The sequence below is a fragment of the Nocardiopsis sp. CC223A genome, assembly GCF_030766825.1.
Classification (GTDB): Bacteria; Actinomycetota; Actinomycetes; order Streptosporangiales; family Streptosporangiaceae; genus Nocardiopsis.
In genome coordinates this window covers 1-25121 of the sequence record NZ_JASFDV010000055.1, presented here as the reverse complement: position 1 = coordinate 25121, position 25121 = coordinate 1, and the positions used below count along the sequence as shown (strand labels likewise).

Here is a 25121-nt window from a genome sequence, read left to right as displayed (position 1 = left end):
ACCCCTGGGAGGTATAGAACCGTGTTCATCATGAACCCCGCCTGGAACCCCTGCCCCGACTGGGGAACCGCCCTGCTCCTGGCCGGAGCGTGCGTCCTGGTCACCCTCGCCGGAACCGTGGCCCGCACCGCCCGGCTCCTGGACCGCTACTACGTGCAGGGCGACTGGCCCGGCATGGTCCACCACTCCGAACGCGGCCCCGGCACCCTATGCGGGCACTGCGGACACCACCTGACCGCCCACGACCGCGCCACCGGCCGCTGCTGCCACAGCCTGCCCCTGGACCGCCTCGCCGCCATCATCACCCTTCCCATGCCGTTGCCCTTGCGCGGCCTCGTGCAGCGGGCGGGCTGCCCCTGCCGGATCGGCCACCGGCGCACCTGAACCGCAGCCCGGCCGGGTGAAGGCCCGGGGCCCGCACCAGCACGAACGGCTGGTGCGGGCCCCGGGCCTTCAACCTTTTTCTCCCGTGCTTTTCCCGCGGGGTGTCGCATCCCCGGCCCGGGGTGTCTTCCTCAAGGGCGTCACAACAAAGAAGAAGGAGGAGGGACCTCTTGGGACAGAAGCCGACCCCGTGGCCCGACACCCCGGGCAGGCCGCCGCTGGCGGTCTGGTCCTGCGGCACCCACGACGACCCCGACGAGCGCCCCGTTCCGGCCCGGTTGGCCGAGCGTTTGGTGGCCGAGTACACCCGCTCCGGACAGGCGGTCGCGGACCTGACCGGCACCCGGGCCATCGCGGCCGCAGCCGCCCGCGCCGAGCGCGCCACCTCGCCCGCCGACACCGGCAACCGTGGGGAACAGGAGGGCAACGACGTGAAGGAGGTGGGGTGGGCCGACCTGACCGTCCTGCACGTACCCGCCCCCTCCGACCAGGTGCGCCCCGAGGGCGCGTCGGTGCGGGCGCGGATGGTGTTCGCCGCGACCGTGACCCGCCCCGGCGGGATCGTCGCCGCGGTCACCGGCCTGGACCACACCCGCACCGGAGCCCTGATCGACCCGGCCCCGGCGGTGGTACGCGCCGCCTCCTGCGCGCACCTGGTCTACCTCCAGCACGTCATCGCGCTGACCGTACCGATCTGCACCAGCGGGCTGGGGGCCACCATCCCCGTCCGCGACCGGGACGGGATCGGCTCCGATTCCGGCTGGTGGGAAAACGGTCCGGAGGTGGAGGTGGGGTTGGCGCCGTCGGTGGCCGAGGCCGCGGTGACCATCACCGCGCCCGCCCACCTGAACGTGTCGGTGTTCCGGAGGCACAGGTCAACGCGCCGCACCGGCACCGGCCACGGTGGGGAGGTGGCGGCCTGATGCGCCACGACAACAACGAGGGTTCCGCCCCGTCCCCGGACCCGCGGGTGTCCACCTCGGGGCACTCGGTGTGGGAGACCGGCCAGCACCAGGCCGCCCGCCAGCGCGGGGACCGCTATTCGCGCCTGTCCCTGGAGCACCCCGCACGGATGCTCCCGGCCATCGCCGCGCACGCCATCCGCGCCTATACCCGGCCGGGTGATGTGGTGCTGGACCCGATGTGCGGGATCGGCACCACCCTGGTCGAAGCCACCCACCAAGGCCGCCGGGCGGTCGGGATCGAGCTGGAGCCCAAGTGGGCGTCCATCGCCCGCCTGAACCTCGAAACGGCCATGGTGCAAGGTGCTTCAGGGGTGGGTGAGGTGCACACCGGTGACGCCGCCGAAGTCGCCACCCACCTGGCCCGCACCGAGGTGGCGGGGCGGGTGCGGCTGGTGATCACCTCACCTCCGTACGGGTCGATGACCCACGGGCAGGTCCGCTCCCGAAGGGACGGGGCGGAGGCGGTGGAGAAGACCGCCTACACCTACTCCCGCGCCCGCGACCGGCGTGCCGCCAACCTCGCCTACCAGCGCCCGGAGAAGCTGGCGAGCTCGTTCGCCCGGATCATGGCCGCCTGCCGCGAGTTGCTCGCGCCGGGAGGGGTCGTGGTGGTCACCACCCGCCCCTTCCGCAAGGACGGGGAACTCATCGACTTCCCCGGACAGATCACCCACGCCTGCCAGGAAGCGGGGCTGGTGCAGATCGACCGGTGCGCCGCGTTGCTGTGCGCGGTCCGCGACGGCGAGGTGGTGGGCCGGGCCTCGTTCTTCCAACTCGTGGAGGTGCGCAGGCTCCGCAAGGGCGGCGTGCCGGTGCACGTGGTCCAACACGAGGACGCCCTGGTCTTCACCAACCCGAACCCGCGACAGAACCAGGAGACGGAGGTGTGGGCCGCGTGAACACCCCGGACACCCACCTGCCCGCCGCACCCGAGAAGAAGGGGACCTACCCCGTGCCGTTCACCGACACCGCCGGGCCCGCACTGCGCTCCCGGATCACCGCCGACCTCCGGGCCTTGGCGGACTTCCTGGAAGAACACCCGGACCTGCCCGTCAGCCAGCACACCACCCTGGACATCACCTACTTCCCGCACACCACCACCGACGAAGACGCCTTCGCCGAGATCGCCCACGTCGGAGCCCTGTTGAAGCGGATCCCGGCGTGGGAGGGCGACCACTACCTGGTCGAACACCGCACCGGGGCCGCCCGGTACCGGGCGGTGGCCATCCCCGAACAGGTCAGGGCCGCCCATCGGGCCTGGGCCACCTACACGGGACACGTCCGCCCCGACTGACCGACAGACAGGGGCCGTGTGGGGCGCTGTAGCGCCCCACACGGCCCCACACCCCCGGTCAGGGTCCACACGGGGGGCCGCCCGGGGTGTTCAGGGCCGCAGCGGCCGACAGGCCGCCGCGCCCACCCGCAATCCCCGGACCGAAAGCCGCCGGGGCCGGTATCGGCCCAGGTCGAGGAGGTGGAGGAGAGATCCGTTGGGGTTTTGCGATGATCCGCTTGCAAAGCTCGCCGAGATCGAGCGTGGATACGTGGTACCCCGCACCACGCGGGGCCGCGCACCGCATACCACCAGGGAAAACGAGGCCGGAAAGGAGGTGGACGAGGTGAACGGAACCGTGCCAGGGCTGGCCGAGGTCGGCGCCCTGCCTGTGTGGGTGACACCCGCCCATGCGGGGCGGTGGCTCGGGATGAGCCGGACCACCGTCTACCGCCACCTCCATGAGGGGACCTTCCCTGTCCCGGTCTACCGGGTGGGCCGCCACTGGCGGATCCCCACCGCCGGGCTCCTCGTTTTCCTCGGGTTGTCCACAGCCTGTGGATGCGGTGCGCGCACCACCACCCCGGAGGAGAACGAGGAACGGTGAGCACCGTACGCGAAGGCTCCACCTTCAAACGCTGCACCTGCCGCCACCCCGATACCCAGAAGCCCGTCGGGGCGCGCTGCCCCAAGTTGCGCCGCCGCAACGGCACCTGGAGCTCCACCCACGGACGGTGGGGCTACCAGATCGAACTCCCGCCCACCGCCGACGGCAAACGCCGCCAGGCCCGCAAGGTCGGCCTGGCCTGTCAGGAGGACGCCTTGGGCGAACTCGCCCACATCAAGATCCTGCTCGAAGCCGCCCACGACGATGAGCCCGAAACGCTGGTACGGGTCGCCGACCTCATTCAGAGCGCGCTGCGCGCCCGCACACCCCTACCGAACGTTGAGGAGGTCAAGCGGCGGATCAACCTCGGCGTGGACGTGCGCACCACTGTTCCCACGGTGGCTGAGTGGTTGACCGAGTGGTTGAAGGGCAAGCCCGGGCTGGCCGAGGGCACCCGTTCCTCCTACGCCGGGCACCTGCGCAACCACCTCATCCCTCACCTGGGCCAGTTGGCGTTGAACAAGCTCCAAGCGCGCCATGTGGAGGCGATGTTCGCGGTGATCGAGGAGAACAACGAGCACGTCCTGGAATGCCGCGAATCTTCGGATCCGCAGGTGCGCGCCCAGGTCAAAGGCCGACGTGTCACCTCGTTGTCCACCAAGCACCGCATCCGCGCCACCTTGCGCAGCGCCCTGTCGGATGCGGTCCGCTCGCCCGAGCTGCCCGTCACGGTGAACGTCGCCTCCCACGCCCGGCTGCCGTCCTGCCCGAGGAAAAAGCCCCTGGTGTGGACCACCGACCGGGTGACGAAGTGGCGTAAAGACGGCACGATTCCCGGTGAGGTCATGGTCTGGACACCCGACCAGACCACCGCCTTCCTCACCCACGCCCGCAAATACCCCTGGATCTACGCCCTGTTCCACCTCATCGCCATCAAAGGGCTCCGGCGCGGAGAAGCCGTCGGGCTGCCATGGCGGAATGTGCGACTCATGGACGGGCAGATCGACATCACCACACAGGTCGTTCAGGTGGGGTGGAGAACCATTACCAGCACCCCGAAAAGCGACGCGGGTTCCCGCACCATCACCCTGGATGCCACCACCGCCCGGGTGTTGAAGCGGTGGCGCCGCCACCAGCTCGAGGCCAAACTCGCCGCCGGAAAGAACTGGACCGACAGCGGCCTGGTGTTCACCCGCGAGAACGGCGAGGGATGGCATCCGGCCGAGGTCACCGACTGGTTCAACCGCATCGGCAAGGCGGCCGACCTGCCGCCGATCGGGCTGCACGGGCTACGCCACGGGGCCGCCTCCACCGCCCTAGCCGCTGGCGTCGACGTCAAGGTGGTCTCCGCCGAACTCGGCCACGCCACCACCCACTTCACCCAGGACACCTACCAAACCGTGTTCCCAGATGTCGCCAAGGCAGCGGCCGAAGCCACCGCTGCCATGTTCACCACCCACCGAGCACCCGCCACACACTGACCTCACACCACCGCCACAGGGCCGGGGCAGAAGACATCGATCTCCCGCCCTGGCCCGTGTATTGGCAGCAGTCACCATTTCATGCCCTACGGGCTTTATGGGACTACGGAACTCCTCATGGGCAGAGCTCGGGGCGCTCGATGGCGACTACACGTTTCCATGCCCTACGGGCTTTATAGGCCTGCGGAACATCTCTTGCCCAAGCATTCCTGGCTCCAACGTGTCGTTTCCATGCCCTACGGGCTTTATAGGCCTGCGGAACCCTTCCCTGTTTTCAGGGTTCGTGACCTGCGACGATACACCGCCTCCGCACGTGACCACCCTCCCGAGCACATTCCAGTCCGTGACCCAGACCACTTTTCGCATCAGCAAGCCCCTGAACAGCACAAACGCTCTGCACGCAACACGGGGTTTTCAGAACCGAACTAGATTCGGTGTACATGTCCACCCCAACAAGTATTGCCCGCAGCCCGTCAGTCTCCTACCCACCCACACCCCGGCCGTCACCCGCTGGCCACAAACGGCGCAGGCGCCCCCACCCCGGAAAGCCGCCGGACGGGACGGACGCGGCACACGGGCGCCGAGCGGGGCGCTTGGTGGGCGCACGTGGGCACGTGCCCAGGCTGGGACGGGGCGTAACGGCACACCGCAGAGCAGCGCGGAGCGAGGATGCTCGGGAGGTGGGAGGCACGGTCAAGACAAAAGAGCGAGCTCCGAGCAACCAACCGGCCTCTGGAACGAGAAGAACCCAGGCCCGAAGCCTCGAAAAGGGCCTCTGGCCTGGGGTTTTGTGGGTAGGCCCCCAGGGGCTCGAACCCTGAACCCACGGATTAAAAGTCCGCTCCGGCCACTCCAATACACCCCACTATGCCCTGATAGCTCCCCCGCCGCCCCGCAGCACCGACACCACGAACGACCACCCGAGACCACCGAAGACCGCCCTGTCCCCCAGCATCGGAGCAACCACCGAGCAACCGCCCCATCTCCCAAGTCACGGATCAAATCCGTGGGCCGGTGAAGTGTCTCAAAATCCAACAGCCTGACTCCATCAAGAGCGATACACACCAGTTTGGCCAGCGTCTGGCCGCTACGCTGGTGGCCGCGGCCAACGCCTGCTTTTTCGTTATATTCACAACAATCGATGATCGGGAAGTGACCTTTGCTCCGTCCGGGAAACAACCGCATCAGCGGGACGCTGCCTCGCCGAATCCATCAGATAGCCATTTACCATGGCAAACCGAATCTACAATTAGAACACTAGGCCAACTTTGCGTTTCACCAGAGGGCTGTTTGTTCTGTAGGATCAGGATTTTGATGGTTGCTCGCATCTGCATGTTGCGCGCGCCTCCAGGCATCCCAAATCTCCGGTCGAAGCCGACCGCGATCTGATACTTGGAAGCCGTTTTTACGAGCCCAGGATCGAACTTCACCTGCATTTTTCTTGTCGAATTGAGGCGTTTTTCCCGAAGAACGCAATGGGCTTTTGTCTGCCGATTTTTGAGCGAGAGATCCGTCAAGGCTTGCGATTCTGTGCGCCGGGAGCGCGGCGAGCTCTTTTGGTTCCATTTTGTGCATGCCGCCACCATAAACTCTTCCTCCTTCGCGGATATCCTGCGGTGTTAGGTCGAGGAGAGCCTGGTAGACCTTTTCAATCCTCTCAGGATCCTGGCTCAGATAGGACTGAAGGAGATCTGTTGGGTAGAGCATAAGGTATACATTTGTGGCAACCGCTTCAGATTTATTAAGGATGAATCGAAGCGGAGCTTCGCCATCCTTTCCCCTCCCCATGTACGTAAGAAGGATAGGGGCCGCCTCCCTGGCCTCCTGCTTGTACCAAGGAGATCGTTTGCTGACCAGATATCCGTTGCGAACCTTTTCGTCTGCCCCTTCCAGGTAAGAAGCCAGTTCCGGGTTCTCTTGGCGCACCTCTTCGATTGGAAGAGAGCAGTCAATTAGCGCCAGCTGATCTGGAATATCCGGCCAGCGGTGTTCGTCAGCCTCAATGCGGGTTACTCGGAGATTTCGGGGGGCAGGGATAATTGGTCGAAGAAACCTGTCCTGAATCCCTACCCTTTGAGCCTCGGCGCGGGAGAGAATGAAGAAGCCATTCGAGCCCGTGGCTAGACCCCTCCTGATTCTAAAAAAATCAGAAAGCCGGGGGATGTCTTCTGCCTCCTGCATGGCCACTGCACTGCCATCAATGTAGCGCGACCACTTGGTCGTTACTTTGAGATCTCCAGTTTTAATTTTATGAGAGACCCTGGGCCGGGAAAGCGTTCCTCCAAAAGAGAATTCTGCACTGTTTTCAGGGGTGGGCGGGAAATTCCTGAAGACGATGACACTTGAGGTGACGAGGGCATCGCCAAATTGAGCTTCTGAAGAGTCGTACTGGTGTACGCGGATGAGTTGGACCTTATGCGTTAGATACTCTTTTAGAGCAACCCCGTAGTTCACGTCCATGAATTCACTCGGGATTAGCCAAGCGGAGACCGCCCCCGAGGCAAGAAGCCGATGGCTTAGGAGCATGAAATAGAGGTAGAGCCCCGACAGCCCTGATGGCCTGATCCCTAGTTGGTTTGAACAACGGAAGCGCAGTTCATTCTTCTGAGATCCCGTCAGATGATGATGCCGAACGTATGGAGGGTTAGCAACGAGCAGCGATGCGCTAGCATCGAATTCTGTTTCAGCGGAGGTGAAGTCTCCATCTATAACGCGGAGTCCATGGCTTCTCCACAGCGAAGTAGCGACCTGAGCGAAGCGTGAATCCAGCTCAAAGCCAACTGCTTTGCTAATGTTTTTGCCACCCAGGTTTTGGAGCAGGGCTGAAAAGAACGCCCCCGACCCGCAAGATGGCTCCAGGAAGCTAACCTCCTTTTCCTGATGCAGATTAATCGCATAGCTCATGATCTCAGAAGCCAAGGCCGGAGGTGTAGCAAACTGGCCCATCTGATTTCGCTCGAGGAGGGTACGCTCAGCATCCAGTTCACCCTGCAGGAGGAGCCTTTTGCCTTCGATCTGCTCAACCGCGCCATTGCTAAACGCCTGCATATTCCAAATCCTCGATTCGATGTTCCCAGACCCAGTCGAGTCCTTCTGCTGCGGAGTAACCCAGGTATCCGCTGTTAAAATATCCACACAAGAAGAGGAGCAGGGAGATGTCCTCCCCATACCTTGCTTGCAGTTGGTGAATCTTTGTAGCTTCTTCTTTTCGGCGTTTGTTTGTATTGGTGAAATCTCCTGCAGACTTTGCTTCGATGAGAACTGGAAGATTATGACCCTGAGGAGAATGGGGTTGAATTACGACATCAACGGGGATGTTGACCTCGTGATCTTCGCCAACTACTACGATCTGCCTGAATGAGAAAGTGCCTGGCTGCATAGTATGCAGCGGCAGCGAAGCTGGATGGGGCTTCTTAGTGTATCCACGATCAACGAGCCAAGCCTCAATAAGTGCTAGCTGTCGTTTCTCTTGGGCATTTCTCACGATGGGGTCAGAGATGGCGCCGCAAAGGCGGTCTGCAATGACAGTAGCTGCGAGTTCTCGCTGGCGAGGAGCGGCAGGTTCGCCCGTTCGACGCCACTCGAAAAGATCCAAATCCAAGAGGTCGTTTATCACATTGCACATTTTGGAGAGATGTGCATGGCAAGCATCCTCTTTCATTCTGGATGGGAGCTTTCCCTCCTTCTCCATCTTGTCAACAAGAGACTTCGATCCATGCGAAAGGCCAACCAGGCGATCTCTGGCAATCGGGGGAGCTGTGCTCATGCGAAGAGTAGCCAGGGCTTTCGGATGGGATTTCAGAACCTCAGGAGTAATATTGGTCATGTTGGCTGTCCACTGAAGGGTCTGCTCTACCTCTTCGATTGTGAGAAGCCGCGTTTCTCGATAAGCCTTCGGGGCGGCTTCCAGGAACCAGTTATTGTAGAGCTGGACGGATGCCTCAACGTCATTTTTCCAGAGTTGGGGTTTGTCGGAGTTAATCACTTGATGTCCGCCTTGTTGCTGGGGGTACCCTGGCTAGGAGGGCTGTGGGTAGTCTACGCGACCGCTGGTCTGTGGTGTATAGAGCTGTGGATAACCCTGCGCCAGGTCGTCGGTCTTCCGGAGGTCGTATAGCGCAGTACTGAAAACCTGATCTTATGATTAACAGGCAGTGGGGGCACCTTCACTAAAGGTCGCCTCGATGAGTCACTATCATGTAGTGACTCTACCTATTTTATATTCTTTTCTGGTGGACTCTTGGAAGGCGGGATTGAACCTTTGGACCACCCTTGATTAGGTAGGGTTAGCTTGGTCCATGTACGCCTGGAGTGCTTGATGCCGCGTGACAGTAGTAGGCTCAAGGGATTTCTTGAGGATTGTGAAGTCCTTCTTGTTCAAGGGAACCAGGCTGCGCCGGATATGAGTAGCCCATGCCGGAGGGAATGTGTCGAGCTGATCAACGAGGCCTGCGAGAATAGGACCCTTGCCCAAGGGGGCAATATGGTCGATCCTAAGATCGCACCCTTTGGTGAAATATCTTCCGTCGAATTCTACCGGGTTCTCAAGTTCTGCAACATTTGAGGTAACCCGTGCCTCCGCGATTAGCCGACCGCGATCGCGCGTTGGGTTGTGAAAGCAACCTCGAGTTGTATAGATCATCATGCGATCTCCAACCTTCAATTGGCTTGCAATCCTGCTGCGACGCGATGCGAAAGCTGTGCGTTGCTGACTGATAATCCAGGCGAGAGGCTTCCTATCGCCAACGACAAGTAGATAATACCGTGGGCTCATGGTGTCGACTGTACTAGGGTCGACATCCTGCTGTCATCCGTTGCTGTCGGTTCTATGTTGGATCCAGGTACTTTATTCGGAGTTGTGCGGGCAGGGGATCCCCGTGTCTTCGGTAGCGGCTGGTCAGCGCGTGTTCGGTGCGTCAACCGGAAGTACGACCAGTTCAGCACGTGCTCGATGCGCTCGAGCCCCGCACAGGCCTCCAACACCGTCTTGGCCAGCAGACAGCGGATCTCGGCGACCGACGGCTGGCACCCCGGGCCTTATCCCAATGGCCCCACCCCCTCCCGTTTCTTCACACGGTCCCCCCGCTGGTCCCTCTGCAGGGCCAGGAACGCCTGCACGTGTCTCGTGCCGGGTGTGATGGAGGCTCTGGCATGTAACTCAACCGCACTGGCGAGACCACCACGGAGTGCCGTTCCGGGATCAGGGAAGGACGGATGACACCCCTTCCAGGGCAGATTCGTTCGGCTCGGGCAGGTGTGCGGCCAGAGTGGCGGCGACCTTGCGCCAGGTCCTCTCCGGGAGGAAGAGCCGGATGTCGATCTGAGCCCACGGCGAGACTCGGCGTAGGCGTGAGGTGAGTTGGAGCAGGCTATGGCTTCCGAGGCCGGTCTGGATCCAGGTGCTGTCGATATCCAGGCCTTCGGGCAGGTCTACCAAGCGCGCGACCTCCTCGGCCAGGTACGCCTGCACCTGGTTCCGCGCGGGCACCGGAGCCGCTGGGGCGTCCATGGTCGAGGTGTTGCGTTCGGTGTGGTCCCAGCCTGGGGCGATCACCAGATCAGGGTGAGCCCTCACGGTGGGCCCGGTCGGGGTGATCCCGGTGGTGTAGAGCTGACCGATCCCGCGAGCGAAACCGAAGGGGTCGCTGGTCACAGCGGTCGTCACGGTTCGGGGAAGGGTGTGGGCGATGTGCTCGCTCAGCAGCGCGCGTGGCCCGATCTCCACGAAAACCACCGGTCGCTGGCACGCAGCTGAGACGGCTGCCTTCAGTGCCTGGGTGAAGCGCACCGGCTGTCGCGCCTGCTCGGCCCAGTAGGCCGGCCCCCAAGTGTGCGAGTGGTCTCTGGCGCGATCGGGATCGGCGGTGGAGACGATCGGTATGCGGGCCGGGGCGCTGACCAGTCCGGCCAAGGCCTCGCGGAGCCTCGGGACGACGGGTTCGACCATTGGGGAGTGAGCGGGGATCGCGTCCGGGACCGGCTTGCACCACACACCCTGCTCGTCCAGGTACTCGTGGAGGTGGTCCAAGTCCGGCGCGGGTCCGGCGACGACCTGCACGGTGGGGGCGCTGTAGGAGGCGATGGTGATCCTCCCCTGGTAGAGGGCGAGCAGGGCCTCGACCTGCTCGACGCTGGCGCGGATGGCCAGTAACCCACCGGCTTGGGCGAGTGGTGCCAGGAGTTCGGCCCGGCGGGCCAGGACCCGGGACGCCGTCCAGGTGTCCAGGATCTGGGCAGCGGACGCGGCGGCGATCTCTCCCACCGAGTGACCGAGAACCAGGTCCGGGACGATGCCGCGGTCGGCCAACTCAGCGGTCAGTCCGACCTGGACCAGGTGCGTGCAGTGCTGGGCGTCGGCGAACCCGGTGATCTCCTCCCCTGGACCCCAGACCTGGGATCCGGTCTGCTGAGCCAGCGCGGCCCGCGCGTCTTCCACCGCTTGGGCGAAAACGGGCCGGTGCATGAGTTCGAGCCCCGCGTGGGGGTGGTGGCCGCCGTGGCCGGAGTAGACGAACACCATCCACGGTCGCCCTTCCGGAGCGGGACGAGGGGCGACGGTGTGCGGGTCGGGGGTGCCGTCTTGGAGGCTGCGCAGCCCTTGGACCAGCGAGCCCAGATCAGCGACGGTCACAGCAGCCCTCCAGCGGTGATGCGGTCCCCGTGCCAAGGAGGTGTCGGCCACGACCCCGACCGAGCCGCCCCTGGGGGCGTTAACCGCCAGACGGCCGGCCGCCGAGGCCAACGCGGCAGGGGTATGCGCGGAGACGAACACGGTCTCCGGCAGCGGCATCGGATCCTCGACCGCAGGGTCCTTTGTGGAGGGTGCCCGGGTGAGCAGGACGTGCGCGTTGGAGCCGCCGAACCCGAATCCGCTCACCCCGGCCACCTGCTCCCCGTCCTTCTCCGTCGTGTGCGGCCATGGTTCGACCTGGGTCGGTACTCGCACCTGACGTTCTAACCCGGTGCGGAGGTGCTGATGGTGTGCGGTCGGTGGGATCTGCCCGTGGTGGAGGGCCAGGGCCGCGGCCATGACTCCCGCTGCTCCGGCGGCGCCTTCGAGGTGGCCCAGCACGCTCTTGACCGACCCCACCGCCACCGGCCCCCTCTCCCCCAGCGCCTGGGCGAGGCCTCGTGCTTCGATACGGTCCCCCGCTTTGGTGCCGGTGCCGTGGGCCTGCACCCACCCCACCTGGGCGGGGAGTATCCCCGCGTCGTCCAGCGCCCTGCGGACCGTCAGGGTTTGACGGTCGGCGCGTGGGGCCAGCAGGTGCGGGGCCCTGCCGCCGTGGCTCATCCCGGTTCCGGCCACGTGCGCCCAGATCCGGTGCCCGCGCGTGGTGGCGTCCTCGGAAAGGGTGAGCACCAGGACCACTGCGCCTTCGGAACGCACGTACCCGTCGGCGTGCTGGTCGAAGGGCGCGCACCGGTCCCGCGGTGAGAGCACCCCGGTTTCGGTGAAGCCAGCGGTGATAACCGGGTTGCTGAGCACGTTGGTTCCGCCGACCAGGGCCACATCCACCTCACCCGAGCGCAGATCCCGCACCGCGTAGTGCAGGGCGGTCAGCGAGGAGGAGCAGGCCGTGTCCAGGGTCAAGGAGGGCCCGGACAGGTCCAGGTGGTAGGAGAGCCGGTTGGCCAAGATCGCCATCCCCGCGCCCGGAGCGGTGAACACCCCTGCTCGAGCGCCCGTTCCGAAGTTGGTGGCGGCCTGGTCGATGGAGGCGGCTCCCACGTACACCCCGGTCCTGGTCCCGGCCAACGACGCCGGGTCCAGGGCGGCGTCGGACAGTGCCTCGTAGGCGGTCTCGAGGAGCCATCCCTGTTGGGGGTCCATCTCCGCCGCTTCGTCGTCGGTGATGCCGAAGAAGGCGTTGTCGAAGGCGTGGTCCACGACTCCGGCCGGGAACGGGCGTTCGGGGACCTGGTCCGGGTGCAGGCGAGCGGCCATCCTTTCCCAGCGCTCCTGCGGGATTCGGGAGACGCAATCGCGTCCTTCGACCAGGGCCTTCCACAGCTGGTCAGGTGAGTTGACTCCGCCGGGCAGGCGGCAGCCCATGCCGATGATCGCCACCGAAGGGTGCGGTGGGACGGGTGCGTTGGCGGTCATCGGATGGGCTCCCCGACGACGAACACCGCAGCGCTGCCCATGGGCCAGATCTCGACGGCGGCGAAGTACATCTTCAGCTCGCGCTCCAGGTCCGCGAATCGGTCGCCGCGGTTGCTGAAGATGTTGTCGGCCTTGTTGTAGTGCCACATCAGGACCCGTGCGAGCAGGTTGGTCCGGGTCATCGGGTCCTGGGCGCCGGTCAGTGTGTAACCCCAGGCGATGCCGTCGTCGGCCAAGGCTTCGGCCATCCCCTGGATGACCGCCGTCTTCGTGGTGAACCCCGCGCCCGGCAGCCAGTGGAGCACGTTGCCGATGGCCAGCGAGAGGAAGTGGTGCTTCTTCACAGGCCAGGGCAGCGTGAGGACGTCGTGCTCGTGCGTCCTGACCTGGGCGCGGCCGGTGAGCTTCTCCTTTGCCGTGCCCAACGGAGCGGTGTTGATGTCGATCACGTCCACTTGCCACTGGTGGGCCATGGCCGGGGCCGGGGTGCGGTCCAGGAAATGCAGGTCGGCCGGGCCGATCTCCAGATGGGGGTCCCGGACATGGCGCAGGTACAGGTCCTGGAGTTGGGCGTTGTCGAGCTTCCACGCCCACTTGTGGGACTTGCCGACGATGAGGTCGCCGTAGCGGCGGATGTTCTCGGGGCTGTACAGGGTCGGGTTGGGGCGCGAGATCCACCCGGCGCCGGTGTGGGGGGTGTGGTCGGGCATGACGCAGCAACACCTTCCAGCTCGGGAAAAGAGGAGGACAGCAGAGGAAGGTCAGAGGGGGAGAAGGCGGTTCATCCGCGCTGGGTCGTCCAGTCCGGCCGCCCACGCCGCTGCCCCCTCTGGGGTGGACACGGTCTGGGCGAACCCGGCCAGCACGTGTTCGGACAGGGACCCGCTCCAGTAAGTGGTGACGAAACCGCCGAAAGCCGAGGTGTACTGACCGTGCCGGGCCCAGTACGCCTCCCACGCCCCTGACAGGAACTCCGCGTCCAGCACCCCGTTGGCCTGACGCTGTTGGTGGATCTGGTCACGCAGCGTCGAAGCGACCCAGGTGGAAGCTCCCGCTCCTTGGCCGGAGGCGTGCTCGACGGTCATCGTCGCGTCCCCGATCCCCACCACGGGTCGGCCCGCCACGGTGGTGACCGCGCGCCTGACCTGCGGGTGTATTTCGCGTACCAGCTCCGAGCCGGTCACCACTTCATGGTCGGAGCACCGGGCGGACAGCTCGGCGTCCAGGGTGCGGAGCTGGCCGAGGACGTGGGCCCAGGCGGTGCGGGCGTGGGCACCGTGCCTGCGCGGCAGACCCGCGCCCGTCTGCCCGTTGGACCCGTCCGGGGATATGGCGGGTGTGGGGTCCAGCGGGCTACCGGGGCGGGCCATGACCTGCACGCAGACCCCCGCGAAGGGGGTGACGTGCACCGGCGGTGCGTCCGCAGCGGACAGGGCCCGTACCTGGGCGGGGGTGAGGCCGTTCACGGTCAGGACCGGGTACAGCATCACCTCACCCCACGGACAGGTCAGAACCTGGGCGTGGTCGGGGAGGTCGTCTTCGGGTACGGCCAGGTGGACCTGGACGACAACGCGGTCGGTGGCTCCGCCGGTGCGGTCGGGGTCGGGTGTGAACAGGTGGCGCAGGTCGGAGTCGACGCCGGGGGCGACCACGAGCAGATCGTGCAGTCCCGAGGCGGCGAACCCGGTCACGTCACCGGAGGTGCAGGTGCGTTCGTGGACCCGCCCGCCCCGGTCGGTGACGTGTTGGAGCCAGTAAGCGCTCTTGAGCCGGTGGTCCACCGCCACTGCGGCTCCCGGCAGGGGGGCGGTGAACTCCAGCCCTTCTCCCGAAGAGGGGAGCATGCGCATGCGCACCTGGTGGGCGGGCGGGGCGGTGTGCTGCCACAGCCCCAGCCCCAGGGCGAGTTCGGTGGCGTGCACCGAGGGGAGGGTGAGCTGGGTCAGCCCGGCGCCGTGGCCCAGGATCTCGGGGGTGGAATGGCGGGTGAAGACATCCACTCTCCACCCGTCCGCCAACAACCCGGTGGCCAATGTCAGAGCGGAGTGCCCGGACCCGAACACCACCGCGCGCGGATTACGAGTCATCGCCGGCCTCCGTTCATTCGGGCCGAGCACAGGTCCATCAGCGCCTCGCACATGCCGCGTTCATGGACGTCCCCCACCACCACGGGAGTGTGTGCGGACAGGCCCAGGCAGGCGCGCACCACGTCGGTGTCCACGTCACCGGCACCGTCCTGGTGGACCAGGACCACCACGGGAACGCCGAACTCGCGCAGGGGCAGCAGGCTCTCGCGCGCTGTGTTCAACTCTTCGGCCCCTGGGCCGGTGATGAGTATGGCGCCGAAGGCTTCGCGGCACACGTCCCCCCAGACCGGGCTCGCCCCGCCCAGCGCGCTGATGCCCAGGGCGAGCAGGTCCAGGTCGGGTGCGATACGGGTGGTCGCGACCTCGATCACCGGCGGCCCCTGCAACCGCCACGGGCCGACGCCGCCCAGGTCGGCGAGTGCATGCCGGGTGTACTCGGCCAGGGCACTGACGACCAGGGTCTTGATCACCGACACCGCCACGGGGACCGGGCGGGTGCGGGTGGCCCAAGCCCGTAGTCGCTGTGCCCAGGCGGGGGCGCGCACCACCCGTACCAGGTCCAGATCCGCGAGTTCGGCGACCGCCACACCGGCCACGGCTGGGGAGTGACAGGTGCGGGCCGCCAGCTCCGCCACGGTCACCGACCTGCCCAGCCCTCGGCACAGCTGCAGGACTTGGCAGAACGCCTCGGGCAGGTCCGGTTGGTAGGAGGACGGGACGGCGGGGTTGGCCTCGACCGTGGTGTGCATGACCACCGCTGCTGAGGGCCTCACCAGCAGCGGGGCCGGAACCAGAGCGCTCACCGTGCCCCTCCCGGAGCGGGCAGCAGGCCGCCAAGGGAGGAAAGGGCGTCCGGGGGGAGCAGGTGCGCGGCTCGGGTGGTGAACCGGGCGATGGCGTAAGCGATGTGCGCCAGCTTCTCCGCATCACCGGTCAACAACCCCAGCCCGAACGAGTCGCCCAACGGGGCCAGGGCCAGCGCGCCGGAGGCGTAGCGGACCACGATCGTCTCCGCCTCGCCCCGGGCGGTGAGCTTCCCGGCCCCGCGGGAAAGCAGCAGCACGTTCGTCATGATCGCGGTGACGCTCTCCGCGCCCACCTGGCCCAGGTCCCCGGACCGCAGCAGGTGCAGTCCGTGAGTACCGAACACCACCCCGTAGGAGGCGGCGGTGTCGCGGACCAGCTCGTCCAACAGGTCCTGGAGTCGGCCGTGGTGCTCGGGTTCAGGAGCGATGGTGTTCATCAGACGCGGCGGCGTCGGTGTTGTGGTCGGCATGCCGAGCAGTTTGTGAGCGCCCAGGGCAGAAACCTATGCGTACTCGGATAAGCGCGGTGTTCGAACTATGCGAGCTGTTCGATTTCTCGCTCCTGACAGGTGCAGAGGCTCCAGAGAAGGTCACTCCGCTTCGGAAAGAACCTGAACGCGGAGACGGCCCCGTGGTTACTGTGGAGTGATCTCGTTGCACCCCCAGGTGACGGAGGAACCCCTCGATGCGTTGTGGAAACTGCGGGCGGGACCGCGGCGCCCACCATGGGTCCTGTCAGTGCATCCCCTCGTGGGTATGGCGGGATCCGGAGATGGTGGACGCCGTCCGAGAACGTGACGCCCAGCGGGTGATCCGTTTTCTGCGCCGACGGGTCAAGAACCTGTCCCAGGAAGCCCTGGCCAGGATGTGCGGGGTCGCCCAAAGCACCATCACGCGCGCTGAAGCCGGTAAAGGCCTCAGCGACCGACGCAAGATTCACGAGGCTCTCCAGGGGCTCGGAGCCCTGGACCCGCTCCCGGCCGACGAAGCACCTCGCTCCCTCACGGAGCCCGAGCCAGAGCAGCCGACGCCCGCGAGCGGAAGCGGTGATGTCGACTGGAAGCGGGGCATCGCGCTGCTGGAATCCCTCGTCAACCGGTACGACCTCCCCGACGACGGGCGGGTGCGGTCTCTCGGCCAGCTCCAGCGCGAAGTCAACGGCATCATTCGATGCCGCCTGAACTCCCATTACAGCTGCCTGATGCAACGCCTCCCCGGGCTGCTCCCCGAGCTGAGCCGCGCCCTCTTGGGCCACCATGGGCAGGAACGTGCCCACGCGGCCCGACTGCTGGTCCAGGCCTACCGGGCCGCCGACGCGATCGCGGACAAGTTCGGCCTCCACCACCTCTCCGCCCGCACCATCCAGGTACTCCTGTGGGCGGCCGACCAGACCGGAGACGACGTCACACGGGCCGCCGCCACCTACGTGCGCGGGGAGACCTTCTTCTGCTCCGGCGAACACGAAGCCGGGCGCCGTCTGCTGGAACGCGCAGCTGACAGCCTGACGCCCTCGGACGCGCGTTCATGGGCGGCCTACGGGTCCCTGCACATGCGCGCCGCCGTGTTCGCCGCGAGAGACCACAACCCCCGCCAGGCCGAACCCCACCTGGCACAAGCGCGCCTCGCCGCCGAGCACACCCGGGAGGCGGTCTACACCGGCACGGCTTTCGGTAGCGCCTCCGTGCGCGTCCACCAGGTCACCCTGGCCCTGGAATGCGAGGACCCCGACCAGGCCCTCCACGCGGCCGCGGGTTGGACTCCGCCCCGGGAACTCCCCGCTGAGCGGGCGTCGCACTACTTCATCGACGTGGCCCGCGCCCACCACCTCCTCGGACGTGAAGAGACGGCCTTGGCCAACCTTCAATCCGCGTGGCAGAGGGCCCCGGAGCACACCCGGCTCAACCCCCACGTGCGGGCGCTGTCGGGCCTGCTGCTGTCGTCCGGCCGGGCTCAGGGCCGGGCTCGTGAGTTCGTCGCTCAGACCGGGGTCAGCCCCTTGCGGTGAGCAGGCCCGGCAGTTCCTTGATCGAGTCGATGACCCAGTCCGCGTGCGCGCGCACCTGCGGGTCGTCCGCCCACAGGTATCCCCAGGGGCCGCGACGGATCAGCGCCGGCCGCAACCCCGCTTCACGGGCGGGGAGAACGTCGTTGTCGCGGTGGTCGCCCACGTACACGATCTCCTGCGGTTCCCCGGGAGCCATGGCGATGACACGGTCGAAGAAGCCGGGGTCGGGTTTGGCCACCCCCCACTCCCCGGACGTGGCGATGGCATCGACGGAAAGGTCCAGCTGTCGGAGGAGCTCTCCGGCACGGGCGGTCTGGTTTCCGGCGATCCCCACCCAGAGTCCGGCGTCCCGCAAGGCCTGTAGCCCGGGCCTGACGTCGGGGTACAGGTCCACGTCCTCGATGAGCTCCCCGCGGCCCGCGTCCTCACGTCGTTGGCGCTCCTCGGCCAGGTCGAAGCCTGGGCGGAAGTAGTCGAAGGTCTCCGCGTTGTTGCGCCCCTCGGCCGTCACAGCCCCCAGTACGGCGGAGAAGGTGTGCAGGGGAACGTTGAGCCAGTCGGCCCAGCGCGCCCATTCCCGGGTGTCGTCTATGAGGGTTTCTCCGACGTCGAACACCACTGAGCGAATCATGTTCTCCTGCTCTTTCCAGACCTGACGTGCACGGAACTCTCGGCGTTCAGCGTAGAACCAGCGACGAGTCGAGGTATCCGCATCCGACGTACCACGGCCCTTACGAGCTGGCCATGCTGGGTTTTTCGAACACCGCGCATAAATCGAACGGCGAGATTATGCGCGTGCGCATAGGTCGCCGTCCCGGTTCGCGCAACACTGCTGACTCCGGCCACCGTTCGCGGCACGAACCCAGCTGGACGGCGGATCGGTTCCGGTCATCGTGATGGTGACGACCCCACGGAAAGGCGCACATGAGCAACAAGACCAGTCTCACGACGTCCACCGACCGCACGACGCAGTTCACCACCGCCGACCTCGGCAGGATCATGACGCTCACCCTGCCGCAGGTCGGCATGGACCGGATGACCGCGCCCCGGGTGGAGGAGACGCTGTCCTGCTCCGCCCTGACCGCTCACTACTAGACCGACGAGTCCGTCCACCCCAGAGAACGAAGGAGTCCTGAGTGAGCAACTGGGAACGGGTCACACTGCTCTTCGCCAACGGAGCGAGGCCCCTGGCGCAGAAGGACGCACTGTCGTTCGCCGATCTGCTGCGCGCGAACCGCTTTCCGCCGTCCATGTTCCAGGCCTACGAAGTGCCCGGCGACGGGAGCCTGCGGCCCGTTCCCATCTCTCACACGCTCGACGCCATCCCCGAGACGAGCAACGTCATCCTCCAGTGCATGCGCAACACCGACGCCGACCTGGTCCCGCCCGCCCTCACCACCTTCGCGCACACGGACCGCCCGGTCGCGGCCATGTACGACCTCAAGTACGCGGAGAAGGACTCCCTCCACGGCGTCCACCTCGTCGACGACGACCAGCTCCGCGAGATGGTCTTCGACAAGATCGCGGACTTCCTCCACGAACACCGCGTGGAGTTTCCGCTGGTCGCCGGGATCTCCGGCGGCGGCGACTCCAGCAGCATCGTCCAGGGTCTGCGCCGCTACGCCACGGCGCGAGACCTCCCCGCAAACCAGGTGCTGTGCTTCACCGTGGTCCTGGACCCCCTCTGGCGGGGGTCGGCCGCCGAACGGGCACGAGAACTCTGCGAAGGCCACGGGTTCGGCCACCGCGTGCTCTACCCGGAGGACATCGCGGCCCTGCTGGGCATGAGCACCACTCCCCAGGCCCTGTGGTCCGAGATCAGGTCCACCTACGGGCCCGACTCCTCGCACTTCTTCGGGACCTGGCTGCTCAATCTCGTGGGTCGCGCGCTCAACAAGGAGATCGGCGGCTCCAGCCTGCTGATGGGCTACAACCGCGAGGACGTCATGGCGGAACTGCTGTTCTGCCTGATGAACGGACGCCGACCGCTCCCCTACCCCAAGCGCCGCACCGGCGAGGTGGACTGCTTCATGCCGGTGTGGGACGTGCCGAAGGTGCTACTGGACTCGTGCTACCCACAGGTGAGCGAGGTCAACTACTCCGAGCGGATCGACTCCACCGCGCCCCGGCGCTCCTCGATCTACTACCAGGCACACGCCCTGGACGCGATCGTGCCACAGATGTCCCTGTCCCTGATGACGGGGGTGCGCACACTCATGGACTCGCTCAACGGATGGGAGGAGTTGGAGGCCATCGACGGAACACCGCTCCTGCACACCGGTCACGGAAGTCCTGAGGACCGCGCCGCGCTGGTGGAACTCTTGGCCCGGCACTTCCCTGACTGGTCGGTCAGCGAACCTGACCCACAGTAGTCTGACGCCATCCCGGGAAGCCTGAAACCACAGCAGGAGTAGCGTTCACATGGCCAAGTCAGCAGCCCCCTCCGGAACGAGGGACTTCCTCGCCGACGACCTGCGCCGCCGTAGGGCGGCGTTCGCCACCGTCAGCGACGTCTTCGAGCGCTACGGGTTCGACCCACTGGAGACGCCCGCCTTCGAGCGGCTGGAGGTGCTGACCGGCAAGTACGGCGAAGAGGCCTCCCAGCTCCTGTTCAAGATCCTGCGTCGCGGGGTCCACGAGGCCTCCGGCAAGCCCGACCTGGCGCTGCGCTACGACCACACGGTTCCTCTGGCCCGTGTCATCGGCACCCACGGGGCGAAGCTTCCCAACCCCTACAAGCGCTACGCTATCGGCCCCGTGTGGCGGGCCGACCGCCCCCAGGAGGGGCGGTTCCGGGAGTTCGTCCAGTGCGACATCGACACTGTGGGTTCGGCTTCCCCGTTGGCCGACGCCGAGGTTGTCCTGGCCCTGGCCGAGAGCCTGGACGCTCTGGGTGTGGAGCGGTTCCGCTTCCTCGTCAACAGCCGCGAAGCGCTCCGCGGTCTCCTGGAGGTCTACGGCGTCGCCGAGGAGAACGGTGACGGGGTCCTGGCGACTCTGGACAAGCTCGACAAGGTGGGCGTCGGCGCCGTCGCCAAGGAGCTGGTCGATGAGCGTGGCCTGGAGGTGGCGAGTGCCGAACGCCTGGCCGAGGACGTCGCCTCGGACGACCAGAACCTGATCCGGTCCAAGCTCGCCACCAACGAGCGCGGCCAGCGCGGCCTCGCCCAGATCGACAGCCTGCTGGAGTTGACCTCCAGCCTGGGCGACCGGGCCGTGTTCGCCCCGCGCATGGTCCGTGGCCTGGACTATTACACCGGTGCGATCTACGAGGTGGAGGCCGAGGGCTTCCCCGGGTCGATCGCGGCGGGTGGACGCTACGACGGCCTGGTCGCCTCGCTGGGCGGCCCGGACATGCCCGCCTGCGGGGGTTCCATCGGCATCGAGCGCATCCTGGCCCTCCAGGACACCGGCAACGGTTCGGCCGTGGGCCTCGACGTCGCGATCACTGTGCTGGGCGGCCAGGCCGAGCTGATGAGGCTGGCAGGCGAACTGCGCGCGCACGGTCTGCGGGTCGGCACCTACCTGGGCTCCTCCGGAAAACTCGGCAAGCAGCTGCAATGGGCGAACGCTCAGAACGCGCGGTACACGGTGATCTTCGGCCCCGATGAGCAGGATGCCGGAGAGGTCACCCTCCGGGACATGGTCTCCGGCGATCAGAACCGCGTCCCCCTGGCGCAGGCCAGCGCGGACCTGCGGGAGCGTCTCGAAAGGTGACCGGTTGAGCGCACCCACCCCCGAACGCAACACTCCGGCGTCCGTCTACTCCCAGGCCCAGGCGAGACCGCCGGGGGTGCTCGAGACGGCGGCAGCCAGGCTTGGCACCCACCTCGTTAAGGATCACCTGGTGGTGCGGGGTTCGCGCTTGTCGGTAGGGGCTCCGACAACGCGTGGGACCTGGGCGCGTATCAGCTGGCACACGCCGTCCAGGGTCTTCTCCCGCGAGTTCAGCGGGCTGGAGACCTCGATGGCCGTGCTCGGCGTCCCCAAGCCATCGTTCATCCAGGCGGTGCACTGGATGAACGACGGCCTCGTCTGCCGTGCCGAGGAGATGACCCTTGTCCATGAGCCCACAGTCTCCGACGGTTACACCCTGGACAAAGCCCCCAAGCTGACCGAACAGTGGTGGGAGGACCTTTCCGCCGCGCTGGAGCGCCTGGCTCGCACGAACACCGACCGTGTCTCCCTCGTCCAGGAGGACATCGACCGCTCCATCCACGAAGCGTTCGGCACATCGGTCGACACGACTGTCTCCCGCTGGGTGATCGGCCACGGGGATCTGCACTGGGCCAACCTCACCGCGCCCCGCCTGTTCCTCCTGGACTGGGACAGCTGGGGCCTGATGCCCCGGGGTCTGGACGCTGCGAAACTGTGGGAGTCGGCGTTCCGGGTGCCCGACTTCGCGGAGGAGATCACCGAGCGCCTGGCCCCCGACCTCACATGCCGGGACGGCAAGCTCAGTCGGCTGTGGGTCTGCGCGAACAGGATCCTCGGCGCCAGACGCCGAGGCAGGGCGACAGATCAGACCGAGCATGCCCGCAGGGCGGGAAGGTCACTGCTGGCCGAGCTGTCGTGATCGCCGTGGGACCAAGCGCGCATTGTGGTAGCGCTCGAGAAGGGAAACACCGTGGAGATCACGCTCTCCCCCATCGCCACCGTCATCGGCGGCCGGTCCGAGGTCAGTGACGACTACTGGGGCGGCGTACGGTCCGTCATCCGCCTCAACGAGGACCTCCCCTTGGACACGCTGAAGGGTCTGAAGGAGTTCAGCCACCTCGAAGTCGTGTGGCACTTCAGCCGAGGCTCCGACGCCGACGTACACCTCGGTGCACGTCATCCGCGCAACAACCCGGACTGGCCGGAGACGGGGACGTTCGTCCACCGCAACCACCGGCGCCCGGCCAGGATCGCAGTCTCCCACCCCCGTCTGCTGAGCGTCGAAGGCCGCGACCTCCACGTGGAGGACCTGGACGCGGTCGACGGCACCCCCGTCTACGACATCGCCCCCTGGTTCGCCGAGTTCGGCCCGCGCGGAGAGATCAGCCAGCCCTCCTGGCCCGGGGAAATGCTCAGCCGGTACTGGGAGAAGCGCTCGGACACGTAGAGGCGAACTCCAACGGTGAACGCACGGTGCCCGCCGAGGTCGGCGGGCACCGGTGGTCAGTCGGTGTGCAGGCCGCCGAGGAAGTACGCCCACGCTCCCGGGGTGAAGGCCAGCGGCTGCACGTGGAGGTTCTGGTTGTCGCGCACGCGCGTCACCGGACCTTCGGAGACCTCCACACAGGTCCCGGCCTCGTTGCTGTAACTGGACTTGTGCCAAGGAGTGCTCTGGGTGCTCATGTGGAAAACCTTCCTCAGTCGAGTGCGGCGATCCGGGACCGGATCAGGTCACGGGACCGCTCGGGGGACAGCGCGGCAGCCCGAAGGTGGTGGGACCTCAGCTCATGGTGCTGCACGTCCTCCGGGGCGTCGAACAGCAGCCCCTGGGGAGGCACATCCACGTGGCCGACCCGGTCGTCCCCGAGCCAGAGAAGGCTGAAGCCGTAGTTGAGGCTCATGCCCTCGGCCTGCGGCAGGACCTGGAGATCGATGCGAGGGTGGTCGCTCAGCTCCAGGAGGTGTGCGAGCTGAGTGCGCATCACGCCGGGTCCGCCGACCTGGCAGGTGAGGACGGGTTCGTCGATCACCCACCACATCTGCGGCGGCTCGTCGCGGTGCAGGATGCTGTGGGCACGCTCCAGGCGGGCTTGGGTCCTGCGCTCGCGCTCGGCCTCGTCAGGAACGGCGCCCCGGCCCATGAGGGCGCGGATGTAGTCGGGGTGCTGGGCCAGGCCGCCGAACAGGCCAATCGTGTACTCGAAGATCTGCCCGGCCTCGTACTCCAGCGGGTAGTAGGCGCCGCCGGGGACGTCCTCGTAGGCGTTCCACCAGGCGGAGGTGCGGTTGCGGCTGGCGGCCTTGGCGATGTGGGCCAGTTCTTCGCGGAGGTCGTCGGGCGCTTTGTAGAGGCGGCAGAGGGCGTCGATCTCCGGGCTGCTCAGGCGCTTCCACTTGCCGTTCTCCATGCGGGAGACCTTGGACTTGTGCCAGCCCATCTCCTCGGCGGCCTCTTCCTGGGACAGGCCGGTCTGCACCCGTAGCCGCTTGAGCTGGCTGACCAGGTAGTGCCTGCGGGCGGGGGAACCGTGCGCGGGAGTGCCCTCGGGCATCTCCACCTCCTGTCCATCGCGATACCGGCGCTGTCATCTTCCCACCCAGGGGAAGCACGCATTGTCACTCATTGTACGCAAATTAACTTGCTGAGCTTGTAATTTGCGTTGTTGCAAATCATGATGGACGCACAGCGGGCCGAAAGTGAGCGGCGACGCGGCCCGCTTCGCATCGGTGACGACAGCGAGGTGATGTGCGGTGCACGAAGTCATGTGCGTCTGGAGGCGCCCGGGCCCGGAGGACGTGGGTCTGGCGCGGTGTCTCACGGACGGGGCGCTGGCTGCGGCCGGGATGGATGAGGCAGGGCTGGGCGTGGCCCGGCTGGCGGTGAGCGAGGCGTTCACCAACGCCCTGCTGCACGGCCGCCCCGAGGTCGGTGTGGAGGTCTGGGCGCGGCCGGACCGCTGCGGGGTGGTCGAGGTGTACGACACCGGGCCGACCGTGCCGGTGTTCCCTGAACCGGAGGAGCTGGCCTGGGTGACCGGCGACCACGGACGCGGGCTCGGGCTGATCCAGGCATTCACGCGCGAGGCGTGCGGGGCCTACCCCTGCGGTGTGGGCAAACGGGTGTGGTTCGCGGTGGCGATGGACGGCCGCGCCTTGGACGCGCACCGCACCCGCGCGCTGGTGGAGGAACGCGCCCGCCTGCGGGCACCGCGCTCCACGGCGCTCCTGGCGTGAACACCCCCGCGCCCCTGAAAACGAAGCGCCCCGGCTGGTGCTGGCACACCGGCCGGGGCGTGATCACCACCTGAAACCACCAGGAGGAGACCATGGGAAACCCTACTACCGGCCGCCACCGCAGGCCCTGCCACAGCATGGCCGGGCGCGTGTGGGCCCTGACCGCAGCGCTACTGGCCACAGCCCTGGCGGCGATCTTCAGCCCTCGACTGGACCGTCTCACCCGGGTACCGCGTGCGCTGCCCGCAGCACCGACGCCCGGCAGCAACCCCGGGCACTGTAGGCGAGGCGACCATCTGCTCGCCGACCCGTCCGGCTTCCCGGCGCAGAACATCTGGGTGGCCGGGGCGTCCACAGCCTCGACCCGCTGGAAGCAGGCCTACCGCGATCACTCCGCGCCGTTCGAGCCGGAGGACGCGCTGGACGCCGACCTCGACCAGATCGGCGGAGCCCTGGTACGCCCCTACCTCGACCGCACCACGGTTCCCCGACCGCGACCGGCTGAGCTGAACGAC

The 25121-nt window shown here is 66.6% G+C and carries 24 protein-coding genes and 1 tRNA gene; 14 read left to right on the top strand and 11 right to left on the bottom strand.

Features of this window, described 5'->3' with window-relative positions:
- The first annotated feature begins 30 nt into the window (after positions 1–30).
- From QJS33_RS20565 to QJS33_RS20540, 6 genes are all read left to right on the top strand, one after another.
- Positions 31–384, top strand: a complete 354-nt coding sequence (locus tag QJS33_RS20565; protein WP_306369664.1) for a hypothetical protein — start codon at positions 31–33, stop codon at positions 382–384.
- A gap of 170 nt (positions 385–554) precedes the next feature.
- Positions 555–1307 carry a hypothetical protein gene (locus tag QJS33_RS20560; protein WP_306369663.1) on the top strand — a complete coding sequence of 251 codons (753 nt, stop codon included), beginning with the start codon at positions 555–557 and terminating at the stop codon, positions 1305–1307.
- Complete coding sequence (locus QJS33_RS20555; protein WP_306369662.1) at positions 1307–2248, top strand: TRM11 family methyltransferase; 942 nt, start codon at positions 1307–1309, stop codon at positions 2246–2248. The genes QJS33_RS20560 and QJS33_RS20555 overlap by 1 nt, the downstream gene beginning before the upstream one ends.
- The gene (locus QJS33_RS20550; protein ID WP_306369661.1) at positions 2245–2643 is read left to right on the top strand and encodes a hypothetical protein; all 399 of its coding nucleotides are present in this window, start codon (positions 2245–2247) and stop codon (positions 2641–2643) included. The genes QJS33_RS20555 and QJS33_RS20550 overlap by 4 nt, the downstream gene beginning before the upstream one ends.
- Positions 2644–2968: 325 nt before the next feature.
- On the top strand, positions 2969–3229 hold the full coding sequence (locus tag QJS33_RS20545; RefSeq protein ID WP_306369660.1) for a helix-turn-helix domain-containing protein: 261 nt from the start codon (positions 2969–2971) through the stop codon (positions 3227–3229).
- Positions 3226–4710, top strand: coding sequence for a site-specific integrase (locus QJS33_RS20540; RefSeq protein ID WP_306369659.1), 1485 nt, complete (start codon positions 3226–3228; stop codon positions 4708–4710). Before QJS33_RS20545 ends, QJS33_RS20540 begins: the two co-directional genes overlap by 4 nt.
- 795 nt (positions 4711–5505) lie before the next feature.
- Here the strand turns inward: QJS33_RS20540 and QJS33_RS20535 are convergent.
- The 8 genes from QJS33_RS20535 to QJS33_RS20500 form a co-directional block, all read right to left on the bottom strand.
- Positions 5506–5573: transfer RNA gene (locus tag QJS33_RS20535), tRNA-Ser, on the bottom strand.
- Between the two features lie 412 nt (positions 5574–5985).
- Complete coding sequence (locus QJS33_RS20530) at positions 5986–7758, bottom strand: histone-like nucleoid-structuring protein Lsr2 (protein ID WP_306369658.1); 1773 nt, start codon at positions 7756–7758, stop codon at positions 5986–5988.
- A complete protein-coding gene (locus tag QJS33_RS20525) occupies positions 7745–8695 on the bottom strand; it encodes a XamI family restriction endonuclease (protein WP_306369657.1) in 951 nt (316 codons plus the stop codon). Before QJS33_RS20525 ends, QJS33_RS20530 begins: the two co-directional genes overlap by 14 nt.
- Positions 8696–9910: 1215 nt before the next feature.
- Complete coding sequence (locus QJS33_RS20520; RefSeq protein WP_306369656.1) at positions 9911–12817, bottom strand: type I polyketide synthase; 2907 nt, start codon at positions 12815–12817, stop codon at positions 9911–9913.
- A complete protein-coding gene (locus QJS33_RS20515) occupies positions 12814–13527 on the bottom strand; it encodes a hypothetical protein (protein WP_306369655.1) in 714 nt (237 codons plus the stop codon). Before QJS33_RS20515 ends, QJS33_RS20520 begins: the two co-directional genes overlap by 4 nt.
- Before the next feature lie 51 nt (positions 13528–13578).
- Complete coding sequence (locus tag QJS33_RS20510; RefSeq protein ID WP_306369654.1) at positions 13579–14904, bottom strand: hypothetical protein; 1326 nt, start codon at positions 14902–14904, stop codon at positions 13579–13581.
- A complete protein-coding gene (locus QJS33_RS20505; protein ID WP_306369653.1) occupies positions 14901–15707 on the bottom strand; it encodes a DUF742 domain-containing protein in 807 nt (268 codons plus the stop codon). The genes QJS33_RS20510 and QJS33_RS20505 overlap by 4 nt, the downstream gene beginning before the upstream one ends.
- Positions 15704–16180, bottom strand: coding sequence for a roadblock/LC7 domain-containing protein (locus QJS33_RS20500; RefSeq protein WP_306369652.1), 477 nt, complete (start codon positions 16178–16180; stop codon positions 15704–15706). The genes QJS33_RS20505 and QJS33_RS20500 overlap by 4 nt, the downstream gene beginning before the upstream one ends.
- Before the next feature lie 302 nt (positions 16181–16482).
- On the opposite strand from QJS33_RS20500, the gene QJS33_RS20495 reads away from it, so the two are divergent.
- A complete protein-coding gene (locus tag QJS33_RS20495) occupies positions 16483–17715 on the top strand; it encodes a helix-turn-helix transcriptional regulator (RefSeq protein WP_306369651.1) in 1233 nt (410 codons plus the stop codon).
- Here QJS33_RS20495 and QJS33_RS20490 read toward each other — a convergent pair.
- Positions 17699–18346 carry an HAD family hydrolase gene (locus QJS33_RS20490; RefSeq protein ID WP_306369650.1) on the bottom strand — a complete coding sequence of 216 codons (648 nt, stop codon included), beginning with the start codon at positions 18344–18346 and terminating at the stop codon, positions 17699–17701. The genes QJS33_RS20495 and QJS33_RS20490 overlap by 17 nt on opposite strands.
- Before the next feature lie 293 nt (positions 18347–18639).
- Here QJS33_RS20490 and QJS33_RS20485 point away from each other — a divergent pair, with 293 nt between their 5' ends.
- The 5 genes from QJS33_RS20485 to QJS33_RS20465 all read left to right on the top strand — a co-directional run bounded on the left by QJS33_RS20485 (position 18640) and on the right by QJS33_RS20465 (position 22819).
- Positions 18640–18810, top strand: a complete 171-nt coding sequence (locus QJS33_RS20485; protein WP_306369649.1) for a hypothetical protein — start codon at positions 18640–18642, stop codon at positions 18808–18810.
- A gap of 41 nt (positions 18811–18851) precedes the next feature.
- The gene (locus QJS33_RS20480; protein WP_306369648.1) at positions 18852–20087 is read left to right on the top strand and encodes a hypothetical protein; all 1236 of its coding nucleotides are present in this window, start codon (positions 18852–18854) and stop codon (positions 20085–20087) included.
- Positions 20088–20136: 49 nt separating this feature from the next.
- Positions 20137–21432, top strand: coding sequence for a histidine--tRNA ligase (hisS, locus tag QJS33_RS20475; protein ID WP_306369647.1), 1296 nt, complete (start codon positions 20137–20139; stop codon positions 21430–21432).
- A 130-nt stretch (positions 21433–21562) separates the two neighbouring features.
- Positions 21563–22291, top strand: coding sequence for a phosphotransferase (locus tag QJS33_RS20470; protein WP_306369646.1), 729 nt, complete (start codon positions 21563–21565; stop codon positions 22289–22291).
- Between the two features lie 51 nt (positions 22292–22342).
- Positions 22343–22819, top strand: coding sequence for a TrmO family methyltransferase (locus QJS33_RS20465; protein ID WP_306369645.1), 477 nt, complete (start codon positions 22343–22345; stop codon positions 22817–22819).
- Positions 22820–22875: 56 nt separating this feature from the next.
- Here the strand turns inward: QJS33_RS20465 and QJS33_RS20460 are convergent, their stop codons facing one another.
- Positions 22876–23055, bottom strand: a complete 180-nt coding sequence (locus tag QJS33_RS20460) for a DUF397 domain-containing protein (RefSeq protein WP_306369644.1) — start codon at positions 23053–23055, stop codon at positions 22876–22878.
- Positions 23056–23069: 14 nt separating this feature from the next.
- Entirely contained in the window at positions 23070–23924 is an 855-nt protein-coding gene (locus tag QJS33_RS20455) for a helix-turn-helix transcriptional regulator (protein ID WP_306369643.1), read from the bottom strand.
- Between the two features lie 199 nt (positions 23925–24123).
- Between QJS33_RS20455 and QJS33_RS20450 the strand changes: the two genes are divergently transcribed.
- A complete protein-coding gene (locus QJS33_RS20450) occupies positions 24124–24606 on the top strand; it encodes an ATP-binding protein (protein ID WP_306369642.1) in 483 nt (160 codons plus the stop codon).
- A 92-nt stretch (positions 24607–24698) separates the two neighbouring features.
- Positions 24699–25121 (top strand): hypothetical protein (locus QJS33_RS20445; RefSeq protein ID WP_306369641.1); only part of this gene is annotated, 423 nt, incomplete at its 3' end.

What these genes read in the sequence shown, in the direction of transcription:
- QJS33_RS20510 (WP_306369654.1), bottom strand. Translation starts at nt 14,904, where the DNA reads ATGACTCGTAATCCGCGCGCGGTGGTGTTCGGGTCCGGGCACTCCGCT.
- QJS33_RS20565 (WP_306369664.1), top strand. Translation starts at nt 31, where the DNA reads ATGAACCCCGCCTGGAACCCCTGCCCCGACTGGGGAACCGCCCTGCTC.
- QJS33_RS20520 (WP_306369656.1), bottom strand. Translation starts at nt 12,817, where the DNA reads ATGACCGCCAACGCACCCGTCCCACCGCACCCTTCGGTGGCGATCATC.
- QJS33_RS20495 (WP_306369651.1), top strand. Translation starts at nt 16,483, where the DNA reads ATGGTGGACGCCGTCCGAGAACGTGACGCCCAGCGGGTGATCCGTTTT.
- QJS33_RS20530 (WP_306369658.1), bottom strand. Translation starts at nt 7,758, where the DNA reads ATGCAGGCGTTTAGCAATGGCGCGGTTGAGCAGATCGAAGGCAAAAGG.
- QJS33_RS20500 (WP_306369652.1), bottom strand. Translation starts at nt 16,180, where the DNA reads ATGCCGACCACAACACCGACGCCGCCGCGTCTGATGAACACCATCGCT.
- QJS33_RS20455 (WP_306369643.1), bottom strand. Translation starts at nt 23,924, where the DNA reads ATGCCCGAGGGCACTCCCGCGCACGGTTCCCCCGCCCGCAGGCACTAC.
- QJS33_RS20555 (WP_306369662.1), top strand. Translation starts at nt 1,307, where the DNA reads ATGCGCCACGACAACAACGAGGGTTCCGCCCCGTCCCCGGACCCGCGG.
- QJS33_RS20485 (WP_306369649.1), top strand. Translation starts at nt 18,640, where the DNA reads ATGAGCAACAAGACCAGTCTCACGACGTCCACCGACCGCACGACGCAG.
- QJS33_RS20460 (WP_306369644.1), bottom strand. Translation starts at nt 23,055, where the DNA reads ATGAGCACCCAGAGCACTCCTTGGCACAAGTCCAGTTACAGCAACGAG.
- hisS (WP_306369647.1), top strand. Translation starts at nt 20,137, where the DNA reads ATGGCCAAGTCAGCAGCCCCCTCCGGAACGAGGGACTTCCTCGCCGAC.
- QJS33_RS20515 (WP_306369655.1), bottom strand. Translation starts at nt 13,527, where the DNA reads ATGCCCGACCACACCCCCCACACCGGCGCCGGGTGGATCTCGCGCCCC.
- QJS33_RS20490 (WP_306369650.1), bottom strand. Translation starts at nt 18,346, where the DNA reads ATGATTCGCTCAGTGGTGTTCGACGTCGGAGAAACCCTCATAGACGAC.